General features: G+C 57.2%; 26 protein-coding genes. 4 read left to right on the plus strand and 22 right to left on the minus strand.

Annotation, left to right across the window (positions count from 1 at the left end; all coding sequences use genetic code 11):
• Positions 1–65: 65 nt before the first annotated feature.
• Positions 66–1,376, minus strand: coding sequence for a conjugal transfer protein TraF (locus AC4IBF_RS20330; RefSeq protein ID WP_115876924.1), 1,311 nt, complete (start codon positions 1,374–1,376; stop codon positions 66–68).
• Positions 1,377–1,548: 172 nt separating this feature from the next.
• Positions 1,549–2,037, minus strand: a complete 489-nt coding sequence (locus AC4IBF_RS20335; RefSeq protein WP_115876925.1) for a cupin domain-containing protein — start codon at positions 2,035–2,037, stop codon at positions 1,549–1,551.
• A gap of 115 nt (positions 2,038–2,152) precedes the next feature.
• Here AC4IBF_RS20335 and zur point away from each other — a divergent pair, with 115 nt between their 5' ends.
• Positions 2,153–2,665: a zinc uptake transcriptional repressor Zur gene (gene zur / locus AC4IBF_RS20340; protein ID WP_008503369.1), complete on the plus strand. Its 513-nt coding sequence runs from the start codon at positions 2,153–2,155 to the stop codon at positions 2,663–2,665.
• A 47-nt stretch (positions 2,666–2,712) separates the two neighbouring features.
• Here zur and AC4IBF_RS20345 read toward each other — a convergent pair whose 3' ends face one another.
• The 4 genes from AC4IBF_RS20345 to AC4IBF_RS20360 all read right to left on the minus strand — a co-directional run bounded on the left by AC4IBF_RS20345 (position 2,713) and on the right by AC4IBF_RS20360 (position 5,529).
• Positions 2,713–2,922, minus strand: coding sequence for a CsbD family protein (locus AC4IBF_RS20345; protein WP_024906712.1), 210 nt, complete (start codon positions 2,920–2,922; stop codon positions 2,713–2,715).
• A gap of 120 nt (positions 2,923–3,042) precedes the next feature.
• Positions 3,043–4,380 carry an MATE family efflux transporter DinF gene (gene dinF, locus AC4IBF_RS20350; RefSeq protein ID WP_136196006.1) on the minus strand — a complete coding sequence of 446 codons (1,338 nt, stop codon included), beginning with the start codon at positions 4,378–4,380 and terminating at the stop codon, positions 3,043–3,045.
• 63 nt (positions 4,381–4,443) lie between these two features.
• The gene (gene lexA, locus AC4IBF_RS20355; protein ID WP_111964211.1) at positions 4,444–5,052 is read right to left on the minus strand and encodes a transcriptional repressor LexA; all 609 of its coding nucleotides are present in this window, start codon (positions 5,050–5,052) and stop codon (positions 4,444–4,446) included.
• Between the two features lie 108 nt (positions 5,053–5,160).
• Entirely contained in the window at positions 5,161–5,529 is a 369-nt protein-coding gene (locus AC4IBF_RS20360; protein WP_111964212.1) for a diacylglycerol kinase, read from the minus strand.
• Between the two features lie 154 nt (positions 5,530–5,683).
• Here AC4IBF_RS20360 and plsB point away from each other — a divergent pair, with 154 nt between their 5' ends.
• The gene (gene plsB, locus AC4IBF_RS20365; protein WP_136196005.1) at positions 5,684–8,104 is read left to right on the plus strand and encodes a glycerol-3-phosphate 1-O-acyltransferase PlsB; all 2,421 of its coding nucleotides are present in this window, start codon (positions 5,684–5,686) and stop codon (positions 8,102–8,104) included.
• A gap of 116 nt (positions 8,105–8,220) precedes the next feature.
• Here plsB and gntU read toward each other — a convergent pair whose 3' ends face one another.
• From gntU to AC4IBF_RS20390, 5 genes are all read right to left on the minus strand, one after another.
• Complete coding sequence (gntU, locus tag AC4IBF_RS20370; protein ID WP_127729256.1) at positions 8,221–9,561, minus strand: gluconate transporter; 1,341 nt, start codon at positions 9,559–9,561, stop codon at positions 8,221–8,223.
• A 3-nt stretch (positions 9,562–9,564) separates the two neighbouring features.
• Complete coding sequence (gene gntK, locus AC4IBF_RS20375; RefSeq protein WP_008503362.1) at positions 9,565–10,092, minus strand: gluconokinase; 528 nt, start codon at positions 10,090–10,092, stop codon at positions 9,565–9,567.
• A gap of 126 nt (positions 10,093–10,218) precedes the next feature.
• Complete coding sequence (gene gntR, locus AC4IBF_RS20380) at positions 10,219–11,214, minus strand: gluconate operon transcriptional repressor GntR (protein WP_021242747.1); 996 nt, start codon at positions 11,212–11,214, stop codon at positions 10,219–10,221.
• Positions 11,215–11,315: 101 nt separating this feature from the next.
• Positions 11,316–12,011 carry a pirin family protein gene (locus AC4IBF_RS20385; RefSeq protein WP_021242746.1) on the minus strand — a complete coding sequence of 232 codons (696 nt, stop codon included), beginning with the start codon at positions 12,009–12,011 and terminating at the stop codon, positions 11,316–11,318.
• Between the two features lie 123 nt (positions 12,012–12,134).
• Positions 12,135–13,172, minus strand: a complete 1,038-nt coding sequence (locus AC4IBF_RS20390; RefSeq protein WP_491463072.1) for an oxidoreductase — start codon at positions 13,170–13,172, stop codon at positions 12,135–12,137.
• Positions 13,173–13,428: 256 nt separating this feature from the next.
• Here AC4IBF_RS20390 and yhhY point away from each other — a divergent pair, with 256 nt between their 5' ends.
• Complete coding sequence (gene yhhY, locus AC4IBF_RS20395; RefSeq protein WP_021242744.1) at positions 13,429–13,917, plus strand: N-acetyltransferase; 489 nt, start codon at positions 13,429–13,431, stop codon at positions 13,915–13,917.
• 86 nt (positions 13,918–14,003) lie between these two features.
• Here the strand turns inward: yhhY and ggt are convergent, their stop codons facing one another.
• The gene (gene ggt, locus AC4IBF_RS20400; protein WP_248260583.1) at positions 14,004–15,749 is read right to left on the minus strand and encodes a gamma-glutamyltransferase; all 1,746 of its coding nucleotides are present in this window, start codon (positions 15,747–15,749) and stop codon (positions 14,004–14,006) included.
• A 123-nt stretch (positions 15,750–15,872) separates the two neighbouring features.
• Between ggt and AC4IBF_RS20405 the strand changes: the two genes are divergently transcribed.
• A complete protein-coding gene (locus tag AC4IBF_RS20405) occupies positions 15,873–16,250 on the plus strand; it encodes a DUF2756 family protein (protein ID WP_021242742.1) in 378 nt (125 codons plus the stop codon).
• Here AC4IBF_RS20405 and ugpQ read toward each other — a convergent pair.
• From ugpQ to livK, 10 genes are all read right to left on the minus strand, one after another.
• Positions 16,234–16,980, minus strand: a complete 747-nt coding sequence (gene ugpQ / locus AC4IBF_RS20410; RefSeq protein WP_008503355.1) for a glycerophosphodiester phosphodiesterase — start codon at positions 16,978–16,980, stop codon at positions 16,234–16,236. The genes AC4IBF_RS20405 and ugpQ overlap by 17 nt on opposite strands.
• Positions 16,977–18,047, minus strand: a complete 1,071-nt coding sequence (locus AC4IBF_RS20415) for a sn-glycerol-3-phosphate import ATP-binding protein UgpC (RefSeq protein ID WP_133293579.1) — start codon at positions 18,045–18,047, stop codon at positions 16,977–16,979. Before AC4IBF_RS20415 ends, ugpQ begins: the two co-directional genes overlap by 4 nt.
• Position 18,048: 1 nt before the next feature.
• The gene (gene ugpE, locus AC4IBF_RS20420; RefSeq protein WP_111964220.1) at positions 18,049–18,894 is read right to left on the minus strand and encodes a sn-glycerol-3-phosphate ABC transporter permease UgpE; all 846 of its coding nucleotides are present in this window, start codon (positions 18,892–18,894) and stop codon (positions 18,049–18,051) included.
• On the minus strand, positions 18,891–19,778 hold the full coding sequence (ugpA, locus tag AC4IBF_RS20425; protein ID WP_023618241.1) for a sn-glycerol-3-phosphate ABC transporter permease UgpA: 888 nt from the start codon (positions 19,776–19,778) through the stop codon (positions 18,891–18,893). Before ugpA ends, ugpE begins: the two co-directional genes overlap by 4 nt.
• A 127-nt stretch (positions 19,779–19,905) precedes the next feature.
• The gene (gene ugpB / locus AC4IBF_RS20430) at positions 19,906–21,222 is read right to left on the minus strand and encodes a sn-glycerol-3-phosphate ABC transporter substrate-binding protein UgpB (protein WP_023310025.1); all 1,317 of its coding nucleotides are present in this window, start codon (positions 21,220–21,222) and stop codon (positions 19,906–19,908) included.
• Between the two features lie 252 nt (positions 21,223–21,474).
• On the minus strand, positions 21,475–22,188 hold the full coding sequence (gene livF, locus AC4IBF_RS20435; RefSeq protein WP_008500102.1) for a high-affinity branched-chain amino acid ABC transporter ATP-binding protein LivF: 714 nt from the start codon (positions 22,186–22,188) through the stop codon (positions 21,475–21,477).
• Position 22,189: 1 nt separating this feature from the next.
• The gene (gene livG, locus AC4IBF_RS20440) at positions 22,190–22,957 is read right to left on the minus strand and encodes a high-affinity branched-chain amino acid ABC transporter ATP-binding protein LivG (RefSeq protein ID WP_024906698.1); all 768 of its coding nucleotides are present in this window, start codon (positions 22,955–22,957) and stop codon (positions 22,190–22,192) included.
• Positions 22,954–24,231, minus strand: coding sequence for a branched chain amino acid ABC transporter permease LivM (gene livM / locus AC4IBF_RS20445; protein ID WP_048226437.1), 1,278 nt, complete (start codon positions 24,229–24,231; stop codon positions 22,954–22,956). Before livM ends, livG begins: the two co-directional genes overlap by 4 nt.
• Positions 24,228–25,154 (minus strand): high-affinity branched-chain amino acid ABC transporter permease LivH, encoded by a 927-nt coding sequence (gene livH / locus AC4IBF_RS20450; RefSeq protein ID WP_133293577.1) that lies wholly within the window; start codon positions 25,152–25,154, stop codon positions 24,228–24,230. The genes livM and livH overlap by 4 nt, the downstream gene beginning before the upstream one ends.
• A gap of 46 nt (positions 25,155–25,200) precedes the next feature.
• Positions 25,201–26,310 carry a high-affinity branched-chain amino acid ABC transporter substrate-binding protein LivK gene (livK, locus tag AC4IBF_RS20455; RefSeq protein ID WP_047653117.1) on the minus strand — a complete coding sequence of 370 codons (1,110 nt, stop codon included), beginning with the start codon at positions 26,308–26,310 and terminating at the stop codon, positions 25,201–25,203.
• Positions 26,311–26,389 lie beyond the last annotated feature (79 nt).

Below are 26,389 nucleotides of genomic sequence, written 5' to 3' on the forward strand. Positions count from 1 at the left end.
CTGGTGGAAAAGGGGCGCTACTATAGCACAAAGAAAAGCCGGAGGCGCAGCGCCTCCGGTGGACTTTAGAACGTCATGCTCAGCTGAGCCCCTGCGCCCCAGGTTTCGTCTTCACCGTAAAGGCCCATCAGGTCAACATGCACGGTGCTAAACGGCGCGAAACCGACACCGCCGGTAAAGACATTGCTGTCGTTACCCTTCACGTCTGCACGATAACCCGCACGGACCGCCAGCCAGCTCAGCGGCGTCACCTCGGCACCGACACCCACGTACTGCGACGTATCTTCGCTCTTGAAGCCTTTGGTTTCGGTCAGATCGCCATCGGCGGTCAGCGTCACCAGGTCGTTGTGCCAGGCGGCACCGGCGGTTACCAGCGGGCGGATCTGATAGGTGTCTTTATAGCTCACCACTTCTCCCGTACGGCCATTGCGGATACGGATATCTTTGGTGTCGATATCGCGCGACATCAGGTTTTGTCCGCTCACGCCAACGGTCCAGTGTTCGCCGAAATCGGCCGCAATACCGGCATCCACGTTGAAGCCCGTATCGTCAGTACGGTAGCGGCTGTCGTTCCACTTGTTACTGTCGTAATCGTAGATTGACGTGGTGTAGTTATAGACCCAGGTTTTTTGCAGCTTTGGCGTCACGCCCACGGAAACAGGGACGCCGCCGAGGTCAAACTGGCGGGCAACGGCAACACCATAGTCGGAGACAATCGCTGCCCGGCCAGACGCGGTTGAGTTGAGGTTTTTAGTGATCTGATCCGTGCCGTTCAGCGCAGCGTCCAGGGCAACACCGGCAGCCACCACATTACTGCGTTGAATACCGCGCAGATAATCAATATCCTGCTGATCGATAGACGAGCTCACCCGGCCATGGGCATAGCCTTTCGCCATGAAGGCTACCGAAAGGACATCGTTAGGGATACTCACCGCAAGCCCTGCACCAGCCGTTGCGCGTGCGGTTTTGCCTTTGAGATAGTCCAGCTCATCGGCCAGATCTTTGGCCGCGCCCTGGAATTGATTAATGGAACCTAATGGATTGGTGATAATTTCTCTTGGCGTGAGATTATCAACCACATCCTTGTAGTGATTGATTTTGTCGTTGATGGTATCAATCTCGTCCTGAAGATTGTCCTCATCCGTTACCTGTACGCCAACGGACGGCAAAATGACCGTCACATCATCGTCAGGTTTTGCCTTTGCCAGCAGCGCGGGGTTGATTAATGCCCCACTGCCATAGCTCCCGGAGGCAACGCCAGTGCCACCCATTGCGTCGCTTCGTGATTCTGTCCAGGTATTGGCTGCTCCCGCCTGATTTGCCATAAACAAGGAAACAGCGATACTAACCACCGAAAATTTAAAATTTTTTTTCACAGTATGCCCGTTATAGTCTGTTATGAAATAACCCCTGTCTGTTATCACCCAAACAGGAACGAACTATTGCTGTGAATAAGTAGTAAAAGACCCGCTATTTCTATCCCTAAGTAAAACTCCCTTACGGCCTGTTATATTTTGTGACGGCCCTCAATATTTATAGAAGAGGAAATTATTTTTTCCCAGGTTTTCCATCATGCGGTCCAAAAAACTGGGGCGGGTGGTCTACCCAGCGATCCTCTCGGGTAGCGGCATAAACCGGGTTAAGCGGATAGTATATGCGGTTATGCTTCTTGTTGGCCTCGCCAACGACCAGGAGCCGAACCTCGTCGTCCGTGTTGTTGATAAAGGTATGACAGATGCCGGTACCGGCGGGAAAACCTACGCTGTCGCCAGGCTCCAGCTTCCACAAGTAGCCATTAATCCAGGCGTCAGGGTGGCCTTCAAGCACGTAAATAAACTCTTCTTCGTCGCTCTCCGCGTGCGGATAGGACGTCCTGCGCCCAGGCGGCAGGCGCTCATGATGGATGCCAATACGCCCGAGCCCAAGCTTTCGAGCCAGCGGGGCGCCGATAGAAAAAAGCTCATCGCTATCTGGATAGGTCGAATCATCCGCGACTTCTACGTCGCGCCAGTGCCGAATACAGTCAGGTTTTTTCATTGTTTATTTCCCGGTTTGTAATGGGTCAGGTATAGCACAGACTGGTGGATCTCGGCGTTTTTACCAGAACATGATAAAGTGAGGGTTTTCCGTCCTATAACATCCGGGGTGCTACATGGATAAGTCCACAAAAGAGCTGTTAGCGCAGGCCGAAAAGCTGTGTGCGCAACGCAATGTGCGCCTGACTCCGCAGCGCCTTGAAGTATTACGCCTGATGAGCCTGCAGCAGGGTGCCATCAGCGCCTACGATCTGCTCGACCTGCTCCGCGAAAGCGAGCCGCAGGCAAAGCCGCCGACGGTTTATCGCGCTCTGGATTTCCTGCTTGAACAAGGGTTCGTGCACAAGGTGGAATCCACCAACAGCTATGTGCTGTGCCATCTGTTCGATCAGCCCACCCACACATCGGCGATGTTTATCTGTGACCGCTGCGGCGTGGTGAAAGAAGAGGCTGCGGAAGGCGTGGAAGACATTATGCATACGCTTGCAGCGAAAATGGGGTTTGCCCTGCGTCATAACGTGATTGAAGCGCACGGGCTCTGTTCCGCGTGCGTGGAGGTGGAAGCCTGTCGCCATCAGGACGCGTGTCAGCACGACCACTCTATCCTGGTGAAGAAAAAGCCGCGTTAGCGGCAAAAGATAAGGCGGCCTGGAGCCGCCCTGTGGGTTATTCAGCGTTACCAGCGGTAGTCGTTACGGGTTTCCCAGTCTTTGACTTCGTTTTCCGCCTGATCTTTCGCGTAGCCGTAACGTTCCTGAATTTTACCGACAAGCTGATCGCGTTTACCTTCAATGACGGTCATATCGTCATCAGTCAGCTTACCCCACTTTTCTTTCGCTTTACCTTTGAACTGCTTCCAGTTGCCGCCGATTTCGTCTTTATTCATCATCGTGTCCTCTTAGTTAAGCGTCGGGTCGTAACGTCCGTTACGTTCTTTTCTGCTGGACGTGATAATTATTGTAGTTAAGGATTCCGTAGTTAATTTCATATTCGGAATCTTTAACCGTCACGATATATCGTGGCGCGAAGAGAACCAGGTATCGTTTTGCCAGTGGCGGTGCCAGATAAACGCCAGCGATAACCCGCGCAGCGAGAGGAAGACGGCCAGGGCCAGCCACAAACCGTGATTACCCAGCCAGGGAAGCGTTAGCAGCGTCAGACCAAACCCTGCCGCCGCGACCGCCATGCTGTTGCGCATTTCCGCTCCGCGCGTCGCACCAATAAACATGCCGTCCAGCAGATAACACCAGACGCCGACCACCGGTAAGATGACTTGCCAGAGGAGATAGTGACTCGCCAACTCGCGCAGAGCAGGTATAGACGTCAGCAATGCAACGATCTGCTCACCAAAGCAGGCGTAAACCAGACCAAAGGCCAGCGCCACCAGTCCCGACTGACGGCAGGCTGCCCGCCAGACATCCCGAAGCTGCCCGCTTTTTCGCGCACCGTATGCTTGCCCGGAATGCGCTTCAACCGCGTAGGCAAAACCGTCCAGCGCATAGGCGGTAAAGGTCAGAAGCGTCATCAATATCGCGTTGACCGCCACGATTTCTGGCCCCAGTCGAGCCCCGAAAACCGTCAGCGCGCCGAAGCAGAGCTGAAGAAGCAGCGAGCGCAGCATGATGTCACGGTTGAGGGCCAGCAGCTTACGGATATTGCCGCGCCATGCGGTTTTGAGCAGCGCCAGAGAGATCCCGCGCATCGACAGCACGCGCCAGACCATCCACAAGCCAATGATAAAGGTTCCGTATTCGGCAATCGCCGTCGCCAGCGCCGCGCCCCGCACGTTCATATGCAGGCCCATCACCAGCCAGATATCCAGCACAATGTTGAGAAGGTTGCCCACCACCAGCAAAATCACTGGCGCCCGGGCATACTGAACGCCCAGTAGCCACCCCAGCAGAACCAGGTTAGCCAGCGACGCGGGCGCGCTGAGCCAGCGGATTTCAAGGAAACGTCGCGCCTGATCCAGTACCGCCTCGCTGCCGCCAACGATATGAAGCGCAAGATCGATCAGGGGTGTCCGCAATACAACGATTAATGCACCCGCGCCAAGCGCGAGTATCAGCGGCTGCACCAGCGCACGCGCCAGACGCAGCGGATCTTTCGCACCATAAGCCTGTGCGGTAAGACCGGTGGTGCTCATGCGTAAAAAGAGCAACAGCATAAACAGGAAGCTGGTTGCCGTCGCGCCAATCGCCACGCCGCCAAGATAAACCGGTGAATCAAGATGGCCTATAACGGCAGTATCAACCAGTCCCAGTAAAGGCACGGTAATATTGGAGAAAATCATCGGCAGGGCAAGACGCCACAATGCCTTATCTGATGCCGTCAGTAGTGACATGAAAGATACCGGGAGTGGGGAATGAATCAGGCTACAGCGGTGCCATAGCCTGTCAGGAAGAGGTTACAGCCATTCACCGTTGCGAATCACCCCGACCGCCAGTCCTTCGATAGAGAAGTTCTGTTCGCGGAGATCGACCACAATTGGGGTGAACTCGTTGTTTTCAGGCAGCAACTGAACGGTGTTACCCTGTTTTTTCAGACGTTTGACGGTGACTTCATCGTCAATGCGCGCGACAACCACCTGGCCGTTACGCACATCCTGAGTTTTATGTACCGCAAGCAGATCGCCGTCAAGAATACCGATGTCTTTCATCGACATGCCGCTAACGCGCAGCAGAAAATCAGCGCTCGGCTTGAACATGGCTGGATCGACCTGGTAATGACCTTCAATATGCTGCTGTGCCAGTAAAGGCTCACCGGCAGCAACACGACCTACCAGCGGAATGCCCGTCTCTTCTTCTACAAGCAGTCGGATACCGCGTGACGCGCCTGATACAATCTCAATCACGCCTTTACGCGCCAGCGCTTTCAGGTGTTCTTCGGCAGCATTCGGAGAACGGAAACCCAGACGCTGCGCGATTTCCGCACGCGTAGGTGGCATACCCGTCTGGCCGATATGATCCCGGATGAGATCAAACACCTCTTGCTGCCTGGTCGTTAACGCTTTCATTCCGCCCCCTGGGTGTATATACAGTTATGCTGTGAGTATATACAGTCAAAGGCGATTTTGGAACCAAAAACTGCACAAAAAACCAGGGACTTAATTATTCCTCGAGGCTCATCGGAAATGTGACCAAAGCAGCGTGACCCAGGTGATAACGGCAGTGATAATCGCCAGTAATACGGCAGCAGATCCCATGTCTTTTGCGCGGCCAGAAAGCTCATGGAAATCGGAACCGATGCGATCCACAACGGCCTCAATAGCGCTATTAAGAATTTCCACTATCATCACCAGAAGTACGGAACCGATAAGAAGTACGCGGGTAATAGCATCAACATCAAGGAAACAGGCGACGATCACCGCGATGATAGCGGCGACGCCCTCCTGGCGAAACGCGGCCTCGTTGGCCCATGCGGCACGGAAACCTTTCCATGAATAGCCGGCGGCTTTGATGATACGTGTTAACCCAGTGGTATTATTGGCCATTAAAAGAACCTTTTTTAAAAAAGAGCGTCAGTAACAGGAGCCGTAGAGCGTTTCGCTACAGCCTGAAGTATGACGGGTAACAACAGAAATTTTGCGCGCTTTCTGTTATCCTTGCGCCGCAATTGCATTATTAACCAGAGGCTTTACATCGTTTATGTCCGGCTGGCCACGAATTTACTACAAATTACTTAATTTACCATTAAGCATCCTGGTAAAAAGCAAGTCTATCCCAGCAGAACCCGCGCTGGAACTGGGGCTCGATACGTCGCGTCCCATTATGTACGTTTTGCCTTATAACTCGAAGGCTGACTTACTGACGCTTCGCGCCCAGTGTCTGGCGCATGACTTACCAGATCCGCTTGAACCGCTGGAAGTTGACGGCACGCTGCTGCCGCGCTACGTGTTCATCCACGGCGGGCCGCGCGTGTTTACCTATTACACGCCGAAAGAAGAGTCCATCAAGCTGTTCCATGACTATCTCGACCTGCACCGCAGCAACCCCGATCTGGATGTGCAGATGGTGCCGGTATCGGTGATGTTTGGTCGTCGTCCGGGCCGCGAAAAAGGTGAAGAGAACCCGCCGCTGCGCATGCTTAACGGCATCCAGAAGTTCTTTGCGGTCTCCTGGCTGGGACGCGACAGCTTTGTACGTTTCTCCCCTTCCGTTTCGCTGCGTCGCATGGCGGACGAGCACGGCACCGACAAGATCATCGCGCAAAAACTGGCGCGCGTGGCGCGTATGCACTTCGCTCGTCAGCGCCTCGCTGCCGTAGGGCCACGCCTCCCGGCGCGTCAGGATCTGTTCAACAAGCTGCTGGCTTCCAAAGCGATTGCCCGCGCCGTTGAAGATGAAGCGCGCAGCAAGAAAATTTCGCATGAGAAAGCTCAGCAGAACGCCATTGCGCTGATGGAAGAGATTGCAGCGAACTTCTCTTACGAGATGATTCGCCTTTCCGATCGTATCCTCGGCTTTACGTGGAACCGCCTGTATCAGGGCATCAACGTTCATAACGCCGAACGTGTACGCCAACTGGCGCATGATGGCCATGAGATTGTCTATGTCCCCTGCCACCGCAGTCACATGGACTACCTGCTCCTTTCCTACGTGCTCTATCATCAGGGGCTGGTACCGCCGCACATTGCTGCCGGTATCAACCTGAATTTCTGGCCAGCAGGTCCGATTTTCCGCCGCCTGGGCGCGTTCTTTATTCGTCGTACCTTCAAGGGTAACAAGCTCTACTCCACCGTGTTCCGCGAGTATCTGGGCGAGCTGTTCAGCCGCGGCTATTCCGTGGAGTACTTCGTGGAGGGCGGGCGTTCCCGTACCGGTCGTCTGCTCGATCCGAAGACCGGCACGCTGTCGATGACCATCCAGGCCATGCTGCGCGGAGGTACCCGTCCGATCACGCTGGTGCCTATCTACATCGGCTACGAGCACGTGATGGAAGTGGGCACGTACGCGAAAGAGCTGCGTGGCGCGACCAAAGAGAAAGAGAGCCTGCCGCAGATGCTGCGCGGCTTGAGCAAGTTGCGCAATCTTGGTCAGGGCTACGTTAACTTCGGCGAGCCGATGCCGCTGATGACGTACCTGAATCATCACGTTCCAGAGTGGCGCGAGTCCATCGATCCTATCGAAGCGGTGCGTCCGGCCTGGCTGACGCCAACGGTTAACGGCATCGCGTCCGAGCTGATGGTGCGCATTAACAACGCCGGTGCGGCTAACGCCATGAACCTGTGCTGTACGGCGCTTCTGGCTTCGCGCCAGCGCTCGCTGACCCGTGAACAGCTCACAGAGCAGCTGGATTGCTATCTGGATATGATGCGGAACGTGCCGTATTCGGTTGATTCGACCGTACCTTCTACGACCGCCAGTGAGCTTATCGATCACGCGCTGCAGATGAACAAGTTTGAAGTCGAAAAGGACACGATCGGCGACATCATCATTCTGCCGCGCGAGCAGGCGGTGCTGATGACCTACTACCGCAACAACATCACGCATATGCTGATGCTGCCGTCGCTCATGGCCGCCATTATTACCCAGCATCGTCATATCTCCCGTCAGGAGCTATTGCGCCATCTTGAGACCATCTATCCGATGCTGAAAGCGGAGCTGTTCCTGCGCTGGAGTAAGGATGAGCTGGCGACAGAACTGGATAAGATGACGGAAGAGATGCGTCGCCAGGGGCTGATCGCCGTTTCAAACGACGAGCTGCACATCAATCCGTCACGCTCCCGTACCCTGCAGCTGCTGGCGGCCGGTGCGCGTGAAACGCTGCAGCGCTACGCCATTACGTTCTGGCTGCTGAGTGCGAACCCGTCCATCAACCGCGGTACGCTGGAGAAAGAAAGCCGGACGCTGGCCCAGCGCCTGTCCGTTCTGCACGGCATTAACGCCCCTGAATTCTTCGACAAAGCAGTCTTTAGTTCTCTGGTACTGACGCTGCGTGATGAAGGCTTCATCAGCGATACAGGCGATGCCGAGCCGGAAGAGACGCTGAAGGTTTACCAGATGCTCGCAGAGCTGATTACCTCGGACGTGCGCTTGACGATTGAGAGCGCCACGCAGGGCGAGTGATGTTAAAAAGCCGGGTGATGGTTTCACCTGACCCGGCCTGACGTTCTGCATAATAAAAGGCCCGGTAAGCGTTAACGCTACCGGGCCTTTTTTTCTGCCTTGTTAAATCATTGCATTTAGCTGAGCAGCGTAAAGGCAATCATCCCGACAATCGCACCCGTCGTGCCGAGTATGGTTTCCATCAGCGTCCAGGTTTTCAGGGTTTGCGCTTCGGTGGCGCCGGTAAACTTACCGAACAGCCAGAAGCCGGCGTCGTTAACGTGAGAGACCACAATCGAACCGCCCGCGATACAGATAGAGAGCGCGGCCATCTGGGCACCGGAGTAGTTCAGCTGTTCAATCACCGGCATCACCAGACCCACGGCGGTTAAACACGCCACGGTGGCGGAACCCTGAATGATACGAACCGCCGCAGCCAACACAAAACAGGTTACCGCAATCGGCAGGCCCATCCCGGTCAGCGCTTCACCCAGAGCCGGGCCCACGCCGGAATCCACCAGCACCTGCTTGAACACGCCGCCGGCACCGATCACCAGCAGGATAATGCCTGCAGGCTGCAGCGCCGCACCGCAGATCTCCATCACCCGATCTTTTGGCATCCCCTGACGCATCGCCAGGCCGTAAATCGCCACCAGGCACGCCACCAGAATCGCCGTGAACGGGTGACCGATGAACTCAAACCATTCGTAGGCAGTGGACCCCACCGGCACAAAGCGCGCGGCGATGGTTTTTAGACCCACCAGCACCAGCGGCAGCAGGATCAGCGACAGGCTGAAGCCGAAGGACGGCATTTTGCCCTCGCCCAGGTGCGGCTCGGTGACGTCATCCGGAATATGCAGCTCAACGTAACGGCTGATGAAGTTGCCCCACAGCGGACCGGCGATAATCATCCCCGGGATTGCCGCGCACAGGCCAATCAGGATCATCCAGCCAAAGTCGGCGTGCATCTGGGAGGCAAGCAGCATCGGCGCAGGCCCCGGCAGCAGAAACGCCGCAGCCGCCGCCACCCCCGCAAACAGCGGAATGACCAGCTTCACGAGGTTAGTACCAGTATGGCGCGCCATGGAGAATGCGACGCTTATCAGCAGCACAACGGCCACTTCGAAGAACAGCGGCAGCGCGCAAATCAGCCCTGCCAGGCCAATCGCGTAGTGCGCACGGCTGTGGCCAAAGGATTTCAGCATCTTCACTGCAATCTGGTCGACCGCGCCCGTCTCGTGCAAAATCTTGCCAAACATCGCGCCCAGCGCGACCACAATCGCCAGGAAGCCCAGCGTACCGCCCATCCCTTTTTCCATCGTCGCGGCGATCTTGTCGAGCGGCATACCGGAAAAGAGACCAGCACCAATAGAAACCACCATCAAAGCAACAAAGGCGTGCATGCGCGCCTTCATCACTAAAAACAGCAGCAGCAATACCGAACCCACTGCTGTCAAAACTAGCGTTAATGTACTCAAAACTTACTGCCTTTTATTAATGACCTCGATGGTGCTGGCAACAACACCCTCCAGTGACTGATCGATATCAACCACTAAGACGTCTTTTTCGTCTTCACCCGGCTCCTGCAGCGCTTCAAACTGCGTCACCAGCATCTGGGTTTTGAAGAAGTGACCTTTACGCGCCTTCAGGCGGCTTTCAATCACTTCGAAATCCCCTTTCAGGTAGATGAAAGAGAGATTCGGGTTGCCGTCACGCAGCAGGTCGCGGTAGGTTTTTTTCAGCGCGGAGCAGACGATCAGGGAGACTTTATTGGTACGCTGCATCGCGAACGCGGCGTCATTCAGCGCCTGCAACCACGGTTTGCGGTCGTCATCGTTCAGCGGCTCGCCGGAGGCCATTTTCATGATGTTGCTGCGCGGATGGAGGAAGTCGCCATCAAGAAACGCAGCCTGGAGTTGATGCGCCACTTCGCTGGCCACGGCTGATTTCCCGCTACCGGAAACGCCCATCAGGACGTAGACGTGGTGATCGTGATTAGTCGTGCTCAAAGGGTGTCCCTCAGTCAATTGTTACGGGTAACAGTTATCGGTAACATTGTCCTGCTGGGGCAAAAGAGAAGCAATATCCAAACGTGCGCGAAGTGAATAAGTGTGAGCTACTTCAAATTTGTCAGTTCAAATAGATCCACCCGGTGACAAGGTGAAACCTAAATCTAACATTTTCGGGGTCACCGTCTCGCCACGAATGCGCGCCAGCAGGCGTTCTGCGCCAATGCGGCCCATACGTTCACGCGGGGTCAGGACGCTCGCCAGACGCGGCTCCATCACCTGGCCAATGTCGTGGCCGTGGAAACCGGCGATCGCCATATCATCAGGGATCTTCAGCCCCAGACGCTGACACTCAAATGCTGCGCCGACCGCAAGGTCATCGTTGGTACAGAAAATACCGTCCAGTTGCGGATACTCACGTCGTGCCTGACGCATCAGCTCAATACCCGACGTATAGGAAGAGGACTGCTCCACCATCACGCTGTAGGGGGTTAAGTTCGCGTCAAGCATCGCCTGCTCGTATCCCTTCTGTTTGATGATAGTACGTTCATCAAGACGCGCACCCAGATAGGCGATATGACGGTGCCCGCGGGCGATAATGGCCGCCGTCATCTGACGCGCCGCTTCGAAGTTATCAAACCCCACGGCGATGTCGAGGCACGGCGACTGGCTGTCCATCAGCTCCACGACCGGAATACCGGCCACTTCAATCATTTTGAGCGTGCGGGCAGTGTGGGTACGTTCGGTTAAAATCAGGCCGTCAATGTTCCAGGAAAGCATCGATTCCAGACGTTCCTCTTCGAGTTCCGGCTTGTACCCGTAGTGGGCGAGCATGGTCTGGTAGCCAAACGCATCGGTGACGCTTTCGATTCCACGTAATACTTCGGCAAATACCTGGTTGGTCAGAGAAGGAAGCAGGACGCCCACCGCGCGGCTGGTCGCATTGGAGAGGATATCGGGCGCGCGGTTGGGGATATAACCCAGTTCATCAAGGGCAGCGGCAATCTTACCACGTAACGCTACGGAAACCTGTTCCGGGTTACGTAAAAAACGGCTGACCGTCATTTTGGTCACACCGACGCGATCGGCGACATCCTGAAGTACGGGGCGTTTCTTTTTCATCGTCCTGAGAAATCTTGAAGTGAGAGATTTGCTCAGTTTACCACGGACAAAGCCCATCCTTCCCCTGTCAAAGGGAAGGATGGGGATTTATTTATGTTTTATTACACCGGCGGCAGGTCAAACAGCAGAATTTCGCTTTCGCTGTCGGCGTGCACGGAGATCGCCTGCTCGTCCCAGATGGCCAGACCATCGGCGGTTGTCGCTTTGGTCCCGTTGATGGACACGTCACCTTTCACCACCTGGATCCAGACGCGGCGGTTAGCGGCAATCTGATGCACGGACTGTTCATCTTTCGCCAGCGCCCAGCGGTACAGCTCCATATCCTGATGCACTTTCAGGGAACCTTCACGCGCATCCGGGGACAGCACCAGCTGTTTGCCTTGTTTCGCGTCGAAGCGGCGCTGCTCGTAGCGCGGCGTGATGCCGGTCTCTTCTGGAATGATCCAGATTTGATACAGGTGCAGTTTTTCCGTTTTGCTCGGGTTGTACTCGGAGTGACGCACCCCGGTACCCGCGCTCATAATCTGGAACTCGCCCGCCGGAACCTGCTCTTTGTTGCCCATGCTGTCCTGGTGCTCAACCGCGCCTTCCAGCACATAGGTAAGGATTTCCATGTCTTTGTGCGGGTGGGTACCGAAGCCCTGGCCTGCATCAATCACGTCGTCGTTAATCACGCGCAGCGCGGAGAAGCCCATGAAGTTCGGGTCGTAGTAGTCGGCAAACGAGAATGAATGCCATGAGTCCAGCCAGCCATGATTCGCGTGACCACGTTCGTTTGCTTTGCGTAAGTAGATCATTGTTTTCACCCTCAGTTCGTTTCGATGGAGTAAGTGTGGACGCAAACGGCCTGGGATCATAGAGGGTGAAAATTGACTCCTCTGTTCAAAAATTATGAACAAGCACAGAGGAGCCGTTTTTGCTTATTTCGCGAGGGTTATCGTGGCAGGAGAAGCCTGCTCGAAGGCCCGTTCAAGGATTTCGAGGTTGGTCAGAACGTCAGATTCCTTGACGTAATTCGCCGTGCCGTTTGTGAGGGTCTCAAACAGCGCATCGTAGACGCGGCCATAGTCGCCGGTTTCCGGCTTCAGCGTTTCTTTGACCGTCATGCCCTCGTCGTTCACATACTCCAGCACGCCCACGGAATCGTCTGCGGCAAATCCCGGCTCGCCCGGCATGATATTGGCCTTCAGGCTGGTCTCCTGCTGGTCAATGCCGTACTTAATGAACGAACCCCGGGTACCGTGAACGATAAATTTCGGGTAGTCGATCTTCACCAGGTGGCTGGTTTTGACGATGGCCTTCAGGTCGCCGTAGAACAGCTGGGCTTCGAAGGTATCGTCCGGGTTGGCTTTGTTGCGCAGGCTGCGAATGTCATACGCCACGTGGTCCGGGCGGCCAAACAGGGAGATGATCTGGTCCATGGTGTGCACGCCCAGACCATAGAACGAACCATCCTGAGGCAGTCCGGGCTGCGTTTCCGCCACCGGACGGTAGTAATCGAAGTGACTTTCGATTTCCACGATGTTGCCGAGCTTGCCGCTTTCAATCGCTTTTTTCGCCGTCAGGAAGCAGCTGTCAAAGCGACGGTTCTGATACGGCGTGACGGTCAGGCCTTTGCTTTTCGCCAGCGCGAACAGCTCTTTCGCTTCGGCAATAGTCGGGGTGAACGGCTTTTCTACCAGCACGTTTTTACCCGCATTGAGCGCGCGTTTGGCATAGTCAAAATGGCTGTCGGCGTGGGTGCAGACAATCACCAGCTTCACCTGCGGGTCGTTAAGCACCTCATCGAGATCGCTGGTGAAGTGGATGCGGGAGTACTGCGGAGACTGCTCTTCCGGCTTCGCGCGGCGGCGGTAGATATGGGCCACATGCCAGGTATCTTTACGGTTGAGGACATACGGCAGGTGGTAGCGGGTGGTGCTTTTACCAAATCCAATAAATGCGCAATGTAGTGTCATGGCTCAGTCCTTTTGGAAGGTTACTGAGTCTAACCATAACAAAAAAAAAGCCAGCTAAAAGCTGGCTAAAGTAATACTGGAAGCAATGTGAGCAATGTCGTGCTTTCAGGTTCCCGTAGCGGTCTTCCTGAATGCAGAGCAATAATAATCATTCTCATTCGCACTTGTCCAATACTTTTTGCAAAAAATAGCGGTTGACTCAAATTTTAAAGTCATTGATGTTGGAAGGGACTTTTAACTGACTGAGGAACAAGGAATGAGTGAGATAGTGATACGCCATATCGAACCCAGCGATGCAGAAGCTTTACGTGACATCATGTCGCATCCTGATGTGTATCACGACACGCTACAACTCCCTCATCCTTCTATGGAAATGTGGCACGAACGCGTTGCGACAAAACCAGGCCGGCGCCATCTCGTTGCCTGTCTGGACCAGCGCGTTATTGGACATATGGCGCTGGACGTAATGGAAAACCCGCGTCGCAGCCATGTTGCCACATTCGGCATCAGCGTGGCTGCGGATATGCAGGGACGCGGCGTAGGCCGCAGGCTCATGAGCGAGATGATCAACCTGTGTGACAACTGGTTGCGCATTGAACGTATCGAACTGACGGTCTTTGCCGATAACCCCGCGGCAGTTGCCCTCTATAAAAATTTTGGTTTTGAAATCGAAGGGACCGGCAAGAAATTTGCCCTGCGCAACGGCGAGTATGTGGATGCGTATTATATGGCGAGAATGAAGTAGTGATTTGCCGGGTGGCGGCTTCGCCTTACCCGGACTACGTTCGTGCAGTTGTAGGCCCGGTAAGCGCAGCGCCACCGGGCAATACATCAATACCCCGCCGTCAAATCATCCACCGAACGCGGATCTGATGCGCCAAACAGCGCTCCGTCCGGCCCTACCATAATGCTCTGGGTGCTGCCCATCGCCTCTTTCACCGCCACCTTCTGCCCACGCTGCTCCAGCAGTTTAATGGTGTCCGGGCTAAAGCCCTTCTCGACGCGCAGCTCGTCCGGCAGCCACTGATGATGGAAGCGCGGGGCGTTGGTGGCTTCGGCGACGTTCATCCCAAAGTCAATGCTGTTCACCACCATCTGCAATACTGTGGTGATAATTCGGCTGCCGCCCGGGCTGCCGGTTACCAGCCAGGTTTTGCCCTCTTTCACCACGATTGTGGGCGACATGGACGACAGCGGACGTTTCTTCGGTCCTACCGCATTCGCATCGCCGCCGACCAGCCCGTAGACGTTCGGCACGCCCGGCTTGGCGGAGAAGTCATCCATCTCGTTGTTCAGCAGAATGCCGCTGTTGCCCGCCACAATCCCGGTGCCAAACGTGGTGTTGAGCGTATAGGTCACCGCGACCGCGTTACCGTCTTTATCCACCACCGAGAAGTGGGTGGTCTGGTTGCTTTCATACGGCGCCAGCTTGCCGGGGCGGATCTCGCTCGACGGCCTGGCCTTGTTGATATCGATCTGATCGGCAATGGATTTGGCGTACGCCTTGTTGGTCAGCGCCTGCCACGGCACCTTCACGAAGTCCGGGTCGCCGAGATATTCCGAGCGGTCGGCGTAGGCGCGTTTTTCCGCTTCCGCCATTATCTGCATGGCATCCGCGCTGCCGAAGCCGAACTTGTGCATATCGAAGTTTTCAAGAATGTTGAGGATCTGCACGATGTGAATGCCCCCGGAAGACGGCGGCGGCATGGAGAAGACCTCGTAGCCGCGGTAGGTGCCGCTAATCGGCTCGCGCTCCACCGCCCTGTAGTCCGCCAGATCCGCTTTGGTGATGAGCCCGCCGTTCTTCTGCATCTCTTCCGCAATCTGGTCGGCAATCGCCCCTTTGTAGAAGGCGTCCGGACCGTGCTCCGCAATCAGCTCCAGGCTTTTAGCGAGGTTTTTTTGCACCAGCTTATCGCCCTTCTTCAGCGGTTCACCGTCTTTCCAGAAGATGGCCTTGCTGTTTTCATGATTCGGAATGACTTCGCTGCCGTAGGTTTTGAGGTCGTCTGCCAGCGCGTCATTCACCACAAAGCCCTCCCGCGCCAGCTTGATAGCAGGCTGCACCACCTTGTTCAGCGGCATCGTGCCGTATTTTTCCAGCGCCAGCGAGAAGCCCGCAACGGTGCCCGGCGTGCCGGAGGCCAGGTGCGAGGTCAGGGATTTTTTACTGTCCGGGTTGCCCTGGTCATCGAGGAACATGTCGCGTGACGCCTGAGAAGGCGCCATTTCACGGAAGTCGATGGCGGTGGTTTTCCCGTCTTTGGTGCGCAGCATCATAAAGCCGCCGCCGCCCAGGTTCCCCGCCTGCGGGTGCGTCACCGCCAGCGCATAGCCGACGGCGACCGCCGCATCCACCGCGTTACCGCCCTGCCTGAGAATATCGACACCCACGCGGGTCGCCAGCGCATCCACCGACGCCACCATGCCGTGGGTTGCCCGCACGGGATGAAAGACATCTTCCTCCACGCCGTAAGAGACCGGAGGCGCCGCGGGCGGGTTGGCCGCCACGCTAAATGTACCGCCTGCCATCAGCGCGGCGAGGGCGACCCAGCGCAAAAACGTTGGTTTCATCATTATTGTTCTCCAGGTGAAGGGATCCATATTCCCCGCTTAAGCCTGGTTCACAACTCCTAAAAAATCATCGTCATGGTGAAATCAGGGTAAACTTAAGAGAGACCTCAAAAGGAGGAAATGACAATGAAACGCTTATTGATTCTTACGGCGCTGATCCCCTTTGCCGCGCTCGCACAGCCACTCAACACCATGAATAACCCGAACCAGCAGGGTTACGTCATCCCGAGCCAGCAGCGTATGCAGACCGAGATGATGAGCCAGCAACAGCAGCAAAAAGGGATGCTTAACCAGCAGTTGAGAACGCAGACCCAGATGCAGCAGCAGAGCCTGCAAAATCAGATGAACGCCAACACCCAGCGGGTGCAGCAGGGTCAGGTGCGCGAGCAGCCGCTGCCGAACAGAAACGGCGGAATGTTAGGCGGGATGACCTCGTCAGGCAGCGGACAGCAGCATATGCTGCCGCCGCAGTCGAATGGCAGTATGCTTAATCCGCAGAACTAAAGTCCGGGCCGATCAGGTCGATTGCATCGGTACAGATGCTGTCCACGCCCCAGCGCAGCAGTTCGGCTGCACGCTGGGGTTTGTTAACGGTGTAAACCAGAATATGCAGTCCCGCATCTTTCAGCATCTTCACCCGCGCCTCATCCAGCAGCTTGTGATTAAGATGAATAGAGACACACGCTAAGCGCGTCGTCAGCTCGCGCCAGTCTTCGCGCCACTCGTCCAACAATAGCCCGCGCGGCAGCTCCGGCGCGGCAGCCTGCGCCGCCTCCAGCGCGTCGATTTCAAACGAGGAGAGCAGCGGCGCGGTCATCCCTTCCCACAGCTCGCGCGCGGCAAGGGCAATCACTTTGCCGGTCAGCGGCCCGGTGCCGGTGGTCGGTTTAATTTCGATATTGGCCATCATGCCGTGCTGGCGACAGCGATCGGCCACTTCCGCCAGCAGCGGCAGCGGTTCGCCTTTGAATTCGCCGCTGTACCAGCTTCCGGCGTCGACTTTCAGCAGATCGCGCCACGGCAGCTCGCCCGCGACGCCCCAGCCGTTGCTGGTGCGTTCGAGGTTATCGTCATGCAGCAGGAAAATCTCGCCGTCTTTCGACAGCTTGGCGTCGAACTCGATCATGGTGTGGCCGTAACGCGCGCCAACATCAATCGCCGCCAGGGTGTTCTCCGGCGCCAGTTTACCGCCGCCGCGGTGGGCGACGACGTGGGGATAAGGCCAGTTGCTCATACTCGTTGTCCTGTTTCACCGTCAAAAAGGTGCAGATGATTTTCCGGCAGGTGCAGCCACAGCGTGCTGCCTGCTTTAGGGCGCTCCTGATGCACCAGACGCACCACCATCTTTTGCTCGCCCCAGCGCCCGTGCGCCAGGTTATCTGCACCTAGCATCTCCAGCGTGTCCATCACCAGCGGCACGCCGCCTTCCGCCTGAGAGGTTAAACCGATATGTTCCGGGCGGATACCGAGCGTCATCTTACGCCCGGCGTAGCCACGATAGTACCAGTTGATCGGCAATGCCATCCCGCTTTCCAGCTCAAAGTGCGTGCCCGTGCTGCTGATGCGCCCTTCGAGCAGGTTCATCGCCGGGCTGCCGATAAAGCTCGCCACAAAGCGGGTAGCCGGTTTCTCATACACTTCCACCGGGGTACCAATCTGCTCGGCAACGCCTTTGTTCATCACCATCACGCGCTGGGCGAGGGTCATGGCTTCGACCTGATCGTGGGTAACGTACAGCGAGGTGGTTTTCAGACGACGGTGCAATTGCTGCAGCTCAAGACGCATCTGCACGCGCAGCTTGGCATCGAGGTTAGAGAGCGGCTCGTCGAACAGGAATACCGCCGGATCGCGCACGATGGCGCGCCCCATCGCTACGCGCTGGCGCTGGCCGCCTGAGAGCTCGCGCGGGCGGCGCTTGAGCAGGCCGTCCAGCTCCAGAATGCGGGCGGCTTCTTTCACGCGCTCCTCGATATGGCCTTTGCCCATGCCGCGGATTTTCAGCCCCCAGGCCATGTTCTCCTCCACGCTCATGTGCGGGTAGAGAGCGTAGTTCTGGAAGACCATCGCGATACCTCTGTCTTTCGGCTCCATCTCGGTGACGCGCTGGCGGTCAATCCAGATGTCCCCGGACGTCACGCGCTCCAGCCCCGCCACCATGCGCAGCAGGGTGGATTTGCCGCAGCCGGACGGGCCGACCATCACGATAAACTCCCCGTCCGCCACGTCGAGCGTCAGCGGCTGGATCACCTGGGTTTTGCCGTCCCAGCTTTTGGTTACTGCCTGAAGTTTTAAACCTGCCATCTTATTTCTCGCTATCGACCAGGCCGCGGACAAACGCGCGCTGCATGGCTAAAACAATGACTACGGGTGGGATAAGGGTGAGCAGCATCGCCGCCATCACCTGGTTCCAGAGGGTGGTGCCTTCGCCGGTGGCAATCATGCCTTTGATGCCCGCCACGGCGGTGCCGAGATTGACGTCCTGAATAATCAGCAGCGGCCACAGGTACTGGTTCCAGCCGTAGATAAAGGTGATCACAAACAGCGCCGCAAGGTTGGTTTTCGACAGCGGCAGCACGATGTCGCGGAAGAAGCGCATCGGTGAGGCGCCGTCGATGCGCGCGGCTTCAATCAGCTCGTCCGGCAGAGTCATAAAGAACTGGCGGAAGAGGAAGGTGGCGGTCGCCGAGGCCATCAGCGGCAGGGTTAAGCCCGCGTAGCTGTCGAGCATCTTCAGGTTGGCGATCACCTCCACCGTCGGGAAGATACGCACCTCAACCGGCAGCATCAACGTGATGAAGATCATCCAGAAGAAGAGGTTACGCAGCGGAAAGCGGAACCAGACGATGGCGAACGCCGAAAGCATCGACACCGTAATTTTGCCGACCGTAATGCCAAACGCCATGATGAAGCTGTTGAGCATCATCAGCCAGAACGGTGCGCTGTTGACGCCCACGCCCTGGGTCCAGATGGTCTTCATGTTCTCAAAGAGGTGGCCGCCGGGGATCAGCGTCATCGGCGTATCGAACACCGCTTTGGTGTCCAGCGTGGCGGCGACAAAGGCCACGTACAGCGGGAAGAGGATGACGATGATCCCTAAAATCAGCATGGTATGGCTGAAAATCGTCAGCCCGCGACGGTTCTCAATCATTGATAGCGCACCTTACTTTCGACATAGCGGAACTGCACCACCGTGAGGATGATGACGAGGAACATCAGCACAACCGACTGCGCGGCAGAGGCGGAGAGATCCAGCCCGGCGAAGCCTTCGCGATAGATTTTGTAAATCAGCGTGGTGGTCGCCTGCACCGGGCCGCCTGCGGTGGCCGCATCGATTACCGGGAAGGTGTCGAAGAAGGCGTAAACGAGGTTAACCACCAGCAGGAAGAAGCTTACCGGGGCGATCAGCGGCAGCGACAGCCTGAAGAAGCGACGAATCGGCCCTGCGCCGTCAATCGCGGCGGCTTCCACCAGCGAACGCGGAATGGACTGCAGCGCGGCAAAGAAGAACAGGAAGTTATAGCTAATCTGCTTCCACACCGAGGCGAACACCACCAGGAACATGGCCTGACCGCTGTTCTGGGCGTGGTTCCAGTCGTAGCCGAACTCTGCCAGGAAGTGGGTAATCAGCCCGCGACCGGGGTTAAACAGGAAAATCCACAGCACGGCGGCGACGGCGGGCGCCACGGCGTAAGGCAGCAGCATCAGGGTCTGATACAGGCGGCTGCCGCGCACCACGTAATCGACCAGCGCGGCGAAAAACAGCGAGGCAACAAGGCCGCTGACGGTGACCAGCGCGCTGAACTTCATCGTCGTCCAGAAGGAGTCCAGGTAGTAGCTGTCATGGAACAGCGCGGTAAAGTTGTCCAGCCCGACAAACTGGCTGGAAAGCCCAAACGGATCGACGCTTTGTACCGAGTACCACAGCGCTTCGCCCGCAGGCCAGATAAAGAAGATAACGGTGATGACCAGCTGAGGCGCGACCAGCAGGTACGGCAGCCAGCGGGAACGGAACACCGGACGGGATGATGACATAGGTTAGCTCTGTAGGTATTCACCCCTCACCCTAGCCCTCTCCCCAGAAGGGAGAGTGGACTGCACGGAGCCGTCTTTTCTCCCTCGCCCCTTTGGGGAGAGGGCCGGGGTGAGGGGCAGGTTTGAATTACGATTTCGTCGACTGCTCAAAGCGGCGCAGCAGCTGATTCCCGCGCTCTACCGCGGAATCCAGCGCCTGCTGTGGCGTTTTCTTCCCGGTCCAGACGCTTTCCAGCTCTTCATCCACAATGGTGCGGATCTGCGGCATGTTGCCCAGGCGCAGGCCTTTGGTGAACGGCAACGGCGGCTTGTTCAGCATCTGGCGCGTCGCGATGTCCGCCCCTGGGTTCTTGCTGTAGAAGCCCTGCTCGCGGGTCAGGTCATACGCGGCTTTGGTGATCGGCAGGTAGCCGGTCTTCTGGTGCCATTCGGCGGCGTTTTCCGGCTTCGCCAGGAAGTCGAGGAACTCGGCCACGCCTTTATAGGTGCCCTTGTCTTTACCCTGCATCACCCACAGGCTCGCCCCGCCGATGATGGCGTTCTGCGGCGCGCCCTTCACGTCAGCGTCATACGGCATCATGCCCACGCCGTAGTTAAATTTGGCGTAGTGGCGGATATCCGCCAGAGAGCCGGACGAGGCGGTGGTAATGGCGCAGTCGCCGTTGTAGAACTTCTCGGTGGATTCGTCTTTACGCCCGAAGTAGCTGAAGTCGCCCTTCTTGTTCAGATCGGCAAGCAGCGCAATGTGCTTCACCTGCTCCGGCTTGTTGAACTCCAGTACCGCATCGGTGCCGTCGAAGCCGTTGTTTTTGGTCGCAACCGGCAGGCCGTGCCAGGCGCTGAAGTTTTCAATCTGGATCCAGCCCTGCCAGCCGCTGGCGTAGCCGCACTTCATTCCCGCCGCTTTCAGCTTCGCGGTGTATTCGGCCAGGTCCTGCCAGGTTTTTGGCGGCTGCTCCGGGTCTAAACCGGCTTTTTTGAATGCGTCTTTGTTGTAGTACAGCACCGGCGTAGAGCTGTTAAACGGCTGGGACAGCAGATGGCCGGTTTTGGAATCGGTGTAGTAACCCGCTACGGTCGGTACAAACTGGGATTCATCGAAGTTGATACCCGCTTCTTTGAATACTTCATAGACCGGCTTGATGGCTTTGGAGGCCATCATCGTAGCGGTGCCCACTTCATAAACCTGTAACAGTGCAGGCGCGTTGCCTGTACGGAAGGCGGCGATGCCCGCGCTCAGGCTCTGCTCGTAGTTGCCTTTGTACACCGGCACAATTTTGTAATCCGGGTGGGTGTCGTTGAAACGCTGCGCCAGGGAGTCAACTTCTTTACCCAACTCCCCTTCCATGGAATGCCAGAACGGAATGGTCGTCACAGCCATTGCGTTCGTCGCAAAAGCCAGACCCAGTGCCAGACCCAAAGCTGTGTGTCGTAACGATGTCATTGTCATCTCTCTTATTGTGCCGGATGCGCGATATCACGCGTTTTATGCTCGCGAGGTAACATGACATGCTCGAATGACAGAAAAATAACTGTTTGTTTACAGATAAGTGACAGTAAAGGGTCAGAGGGATGATGGTTATGTGAAGGGGGTTGGATGGTTGGGTGCGGTCTGGTGCCCTCACCCCGGCCCTCTCCCACAGGGAGAGGGAGAAAACACTAAAAAAGGCAACTTGCGTTGCCTTTTTGCTTTTACCTATCCGCCCAGATACGCGCTCCGCACCGCTTCGTTCGCCAGCAGCGCGTCGCCGGTGTCTTCCAGCACCACGCGGCCGTTCTCCAGCACGTAGCCACGGTCGGCGAGCTTCAGCGCCTGGTTGGCGTTCTGCTCGACGAGGAAGATGGTCATCCCCTCTTTGCGCAGCTGCTCGATGGTGTCGAATATCTGCTGGATGATGATTGGCGCCAGGCCGAGCGACGGCTCATCCAGCAGCAGCAGGCGCGGCTGGCTCATCAGCGCGCGGCCGATCGCCAGCATCTGCTGCTCACCGCCGGACATGGTGCCCGCACGCTGAATGCGGCGCTCCCACAGGCGCGGGAAGAGTTCGTACACCCACTTGATGCGGGTCTGGTATTCATCGCGGTGGGCGAAGAACCCGCCCATCGCCAGGTTCTCTTCCACCGTCATACGCGAGAACACGCGGCGCCCTTCCGGAACAATCGCCACCGCCTCGCGCATGATTCTGGCGGTCTGCCAGTCGGTAATGTCTTTGCCATCAAACACAATCCGCCCGCTGGTGGCGCGCGGGTCGCCGCACAGGGTGCCGAGCAGCGTGGTTTTGCCCGCGCCGTTGGCGCCAATCAGGGTCACGATTTCACCCTGATTGATATGCAGGCTGACGTCGTGCAGCGCCTGGATCTTGCCGTAGTGCGCGTTGACCTTGTCGAACGTTAACATCGCTTTTTCCATCTTATGCCTCACCCAGGTATGCGCGGATCACGTCCGGGTTGTTGCGGATCTCTTCCGGCGTGCCGTTTGCCAGCGGCGTACCCTGGTTAACCACGTAGATACGGTCGGAAATGCCCATTACCAGCTTCATGTCGTGCTCAATCAGCAGAATGGTGGTGTCGTGGTGATCGCGCAGCTCAGCAATCAGCTCGTCCAGCTCTTTGGTCTCTTTCGGGTTGAGGCCCGCCGCCGGTTCGTCGAGCATCAGGATTTCCGGCTGGGTGACCATGCAGCGCACAATCTCCAGACGACGCTGGTCGCCGTAGGCCAGATTGCTCGCCTGGCGGTTAGCGTGCTGCAGCAGGCCAATTCGGTCGAGCCAGGTGGCGGCGCGATCGAGCGCTTCATCCTGGGCGCGGCGGAAGGCCGGGGTTTTCAGCAGACCGGAGAACAGCCCGGTTTTCAGCTGCTGATGCTGCGCAACCAGCAGGTTCTCAATCACCGTCATCTCGCGGAACAGACGCACGTGCTGGAAGGTACGCACCACGCCCATGCGGGCAATCTGCTGGCCCGGCAGCCCTTCAAGGTGCTTGTCGCGCAGCATGATGGTGCCGCCCGTCGGCTTGTAGAAGCCGGTCAGGCAGTTAAAGACCGTGGTTTTCCCCGCGCCGTTCGGGCCAATCAGGGAGACAATCTCTTTCTTGTGCAGATCCAGTGACACATTGTTGACCGCCAGCAGGCCGCCAAAACGCATCATCAGACCGTTAACGGATAATAATGGCTGACTCATGCCTGCTCTCCTTTCGCTTGCCCGTTCTTCAGCTTCAGCTGTGGACGGGTCATCGGCAGCAAGCCCTGCGGACGCCAGATCATCATCAGCACCATCAAACCACCCAGCATTAACATGCTGTATTCGTTAAAGTCGCGCATCAGCTCGCGCGAAACCACCAGCAGGATGGCCGCGAGGATAACGGCGAACTGCGAGCCCATCCCGCCGAGCACCACAATCGCCAGCACAAAAGCGGATTCGGCAAAGGTGAACGATTCCGGGCTGACGAAGCCCTGACGCGCGGCAAACAGCGTCCCGGCGAAACCGGCAAACGCGGCGCTGATGGTGAACGCGGTCAGCTTGATGCGTGTCGGGTTCAGGCCCAGGGAACGGCAGGCGATCTCATCCTCGCGCAGCGCTTCCCACGCGCGGCCCAGCGGCATGCGCAGCAGGCGGTTAATCACGAACAGGGTGATCACCACCAGCAGCAGCGCTACCAGATAGAGCCAGATCACGCGGTCGGACGGGTCATACTTCACGCCGAAGAAGTTACTGAAGGTATCCCAGCCGCCTTCGCGGGCGGTACGGCTGAACTCCAGACCGAAGAAGGTCGGTTTCGGGATCTGGCTGATGCCGTTCGGGCCGCCGGTCACTTCGGTGTTGTTCAGCAGCAGGATACGGACGATTTCACCGAAGCCTAAGGTCACGATCGCCAGGTAGTCACCGCGCAGGCGCAGCACCGGGAAGCCAAGCAGGAAACCGGCTGCGGCGGAGACCAGCCCCGCCAGCGGCAGACAGGTCCAGAAGCCGAGGCCGTAATAGTGGTTCAGCAGCGCGAAGGTGTAGGCGCCGATGGCGTAGAAGCCGCCGTAGCCAAGCACCAGCAGGCCAGATAGCCCCACCACCACATTCAGACCAAGACCAAGAATCACGTAGATCATGGTCAGGGTAGCGATATCTACGGTTCCACGAGAGACCACAAACGGCCACGCCACGGCGGCCACCAGCAGCGCCACGAGGAACAGCTTCTGCTTAACGGTTGACCCGTCGATGGCCGGCAGAACGAATTTCGGCCCGGAGACGTTTTTCAGCGACTTCTGGAACAGCGGACGCAGCAGCTGGAACAGGAACACCACGGCAGTGCCGATAAATACCCACTGCCAGCGGATGTCGGGGGCGGCGTCTACCACCAGCTTCGTCCCGTCCAGACCTAACTGGACGCCCATAAAGACGCCCGCCAGCACGAAGAACATGGCGGCAGAGAGCAGCGCCATTGCAAAATGCATCGGTTTCATACTTTCTCTACCTCCGGACGGCCCAGAATACCGGTAGGCATCACCAGCAGAACCAGAATCAGCAGGGCAAACGACACCACATCTTTATACTCAGTGCTCAGATACGCCGAGGAGAGCGCTTCCGCCACACCCAGGATCAGGCCGCCGATCATCGCCCCCGGAATACTGCCGATACCGCCCAGAACCGCCGCGGTAAACGCTTTCATCCCGGCCATAAAGCCGATGTACGGGTTGATCACGCCGTAGAACTGGCCGAGCAGCACGCCTGCGACGGCCGCCATCGCGGCGCCAATCACGAAGGTCAGGGCAATCACGCGGTCGGTGTTGATGCCGAGCAGGCTCGCCATCTTCAGGTCTTCTGCGCAGGCGCGGCAGGCGCGTCCCATCCGCGAGTAGCGGATGAACAGCGTCAGGGCCAGCATCGCAATAAAGGTCACGACCCAGATAACCAGCTGCATGGTGGTGATTGAGGCCGAGAAGTTTTCACTGGCCCCCACAATCCACTGGCCGTTAAACAGGCTTGGCAGCGCCACGTCGCGCGAGCCTTCGGTCAGGCTGACGTAGTTTTGCAGGAAGATCGACATCCCGATCGCGGAAATCAACGCAATCAGACGCTTGGAGCTGCGCACCGGCCGGTAGGCCACGCGCTCGATGCTCCAGCCGTAGGTGCTGGCAATCACAATCGCGCCAACAAACCCGGCGGCGACCAGCAGCCAGCTGCTGTCGATGCCCATCATCATCAGCGCGGCGATGATCATAAAGGAGACATAGCTACCGATCATGTAGACCTCGCCGTGGGCGAAGTTGATCATGCCGATAATGCCGTAAACCATCGTATAGCCGATGGCGATCAGCGCGTAGGTGCTTCCCAGCGTAACGCCGTTAAACATCTGCTGCAGGAAATAGAGAAACTGCTCGGACATATGCAAACCTTTTTATACCCGCCCGTCAGTCCGGGCGGTGGGATAATTATTTGGCGGCCGAAGATGAACCGTCGGCGTGCCACTTAAAGACACCAAACTCAAATCCCTTCAGATCGCCTTTCTCATCCCAGTTCAGCGGCCCAATCACGGTGTTCGCCCCGTGTGCTTTTAAATCTTTCACCAGATCCAGCGGTTCTTTGCTGCCGGAGCGTTCCAGCGCGGTGGCCAGAGACTGTACGGCGGCGTAGGTGATCCAGACGTACGGACCACTCGGATCTTTCTTCTGCGCCTTGAGCGCATCCACGATAGCCTTGTTGGCCGGATCCTGGTCATAGCGTTTTGGCATCGTCACCAGCATGCCTTCAGCAGAATCCCCGGCGATGTTTGACAGAGAGGCATTGCCCACGCCCTCTGGCCCCATAAACTGGGTCTTCAGACCGGTGGCGCGCGCCTGACGCAGCATCTGGCCCATCTCCGGGTAGTAGCCGCCGTAGTAAACAAAGTCGATATTCTCTTTTTGCAGGCGGGCGATCAGCGCGGAAAAGTCTTTCTCACCGGCGGTAATCCCGTCGAAAAAGACGATGTTTGCGCCGCCTTTTTTCAGGCCGTCCTGAACGGAGCGCGCCAGGCCTTCGCCGTACTGCTGCTTGTCATGAATAATGGCGATACGCTGCGGCTTGACGGTTTCAAGGATGTATTTGGCGGCGGTTGGCCCCTGAGAGGAGTCCAGCCCCGCGGTACGCATGATGTGCTGGTATCCGCGCTGGGTCAGCTCAGGGTTAGTGGCGCCAGGGGTGATCATCAGAATGCCTTCGTCTTCGTAGATATCAGAAGCGGGCTGGGTGGACGACGAGCACAGGTGGCCGATAACATACTGGATGCCGTCGTTAACGATTTTGTTGGCGACCGCGACGGCCTGTTTCGGATCGCAGGCGTCGTCATATTCTACGCCCACCAGCTTGTCGCCTTTGATGCCGCCCTTAGCGTTGATGTCTTTGATGGCCTGGCGCGCACCGTTGAACTCCATATCACCCCACTGGGCAACAGGGCCGGACATCGCGCCCACTACCGCAACTTTAATGTCCTCCGCCATGGCGGCATGCGAGATCGACAGTGCGACCATCCCCGCGATTAACGTCTTCGCGTTCCTTTTCATCTCTGAATCCCCATTCGTGATGTCGTGTTTATATTTTGTTTTATTATGGTTAAAAAGCATTCTGTACTTTTAATGAACA

It is taken from the genome of Enterobacter sp. Taxon_8, from assembly GCF_058354585.1.

Excerpts from the sequence above, each read along its gene's own strand:
- AC4IBF_RS20335 (WP_115876925.1), bottom strand. The coding sequence starts at position 2,037 with ATGAAAAAACCTGACTGTATTCGGCACTGGCGCGACGTAGAAGTCGCG.
- zur (WP_008503369.1), top strand. The coding sequence starts at position 2,153 with ATGGATAAGTCCACAAAAGAGCTGTTAGCGCAGGCCGAAAAGCTGTGT.
- AC4IBF_RS20345 (WP_024906712.1), bottom strand. The coding sequence starts at position 2,922 with ATGAATAAAGACGAAATCGGCGGCAACTGGAAGCAGTTCAAAGGTAAA.
- dinF (WP_136196006.1), bottom strand. The coding sequence starts at position 4,380 with ATGTCACTACTGACGGCATCAGATAAGGCATTGTGGCGTCTTGCCCTG.
- lexA (WP_111964211.1), bottom strand. The coding sequence starts at position 5,052 with ATGAAAGCGTTAACGACCAGGCAGCAAGAGGTGTTTGATCTCATCCGG.
- AC4IBF_RS20360 (WP_111964212.1), bottom strand. The coding sequence starts at position 5,529 with ATGGCCAATAATACCACTGGGTTAACACGTATCATCAAAGCCGCCGGC.
- plsB (WP_136196005.1), top strand. The coding sequence starts at position 5,684 with ATGTCCGGCTGGCCACGAATTTACTACAAATTACTTAATTTACCATTA.
- gntR (WP_021242747.1), bottom strand. The coding sequence starts at position 11,214 with ATGAAAAAGAAACGCCCCGTACTTCAGGATGTCGCCGATCGCGTCGGT.
- AC4IBF_RS20385 (WP_021242746.1), bottom strand. The coding sequence starts at position 12,011 with ATGATCTACTTACGCAAAGCAAACGAACGTGGTCACGCGAATCATGGC.
- AC4IBF_RS20390 (WP_491463072.1), bottom strand. The coding sequence starts at position 13,172 with ATGACACTACATTGCGCATTTATTGGATTTGGTAAAAGCACCACCCGC.
- yhhY (WP_021242744.1), top strand. The coding sequence starts at position 13,429 with ATGAGTGAGATAGTGATACGCCATATCGAACCCAGCGATGCAGAAGCT.
- ggt (WP_248260583.1), bottom strand. The coding sequence starts at position 15,749 with ATGATGAAACCAACGTTTTTGCGCTGGGTCGCCCTCGCCGCGCTGATG.
- AC4IBF_RS20405 (WP_021242742.1), top strand. The coding sequence starts at position 15,873 with ATGAAACGCTTATTGATTCTTACGGCGCTGATCCCCTTTGCCGCGCTC.
- ugpQ (WP_008503355.1), bottom strand. The coding sequence starts at position 16,980 with ATGAGCAACTGGCCTTATCCCCACGTCGTCGCCCACCGCGGCGGCGGT.
- AC4IBF_RS20415 (WP_133293579.1), bottom strand. The coding sequence starts at position 18,047 with ATGGCAGGTTTAAAACTTCAGGCAGTAACCAAAAGCTGGGACGGCAAA.
- ugpE (WP_111964220.1), bottom strand. The coding sequence starts at position 18,894 with ATGATTGAGAACCGTCGCGGGCTGACGATTTTCAGCCATACCATGCTG.
- ugpA (WP_023618241.1), bottom strand. The coding sequence starts at position 19,778 with ATGTCATCATCCCGTCCGGTGTTCCGTTCCCGCTGGCTGCCGTACCTG.
- ugpB (WP_023310025.1), bottom strand. The coding sequence starts at position 21,222 with ATGACATCGTTACGACACACAGCTTTGGGTCTGGCACTGGGTCTGGCT.
- livF (WP_008500102.1), bottom strand. The coding sequence starts at position 22,188 with ATGGAAAAAGCGATGTTAACGTTCGACAAGGTCAACGCGCACTACGGC.
- livG (WP_024906698.1), bottom strand. The coding sequence starts at position 22,957 with ATGAGTCAGCCATTATTATCCGTTAACGGTCTGATGATGCGTTTTGGC.
- livM (WP_048226437.1), bottom strand. The coding sequence starts at position 24,231 with ATGAAACCGATGCATTTTGCAATGGCGCTGCTCTCTGCCGCCATGTTC.
- livH (WP_133293577.1), bottom strand. The coding sequence starts at position 25,154 with ATGTCCGAGCAGTTTCTCTATTTCCTGCAGCAGATGTTTAACGGCGTT.
- livK (WP_047653117.1), bottom strand. The coding sequence starts at position 26,310 with ATGAAAAGGAACGCGAAGACGTTAATCGCGGGGATGGTCGCACTGTCG.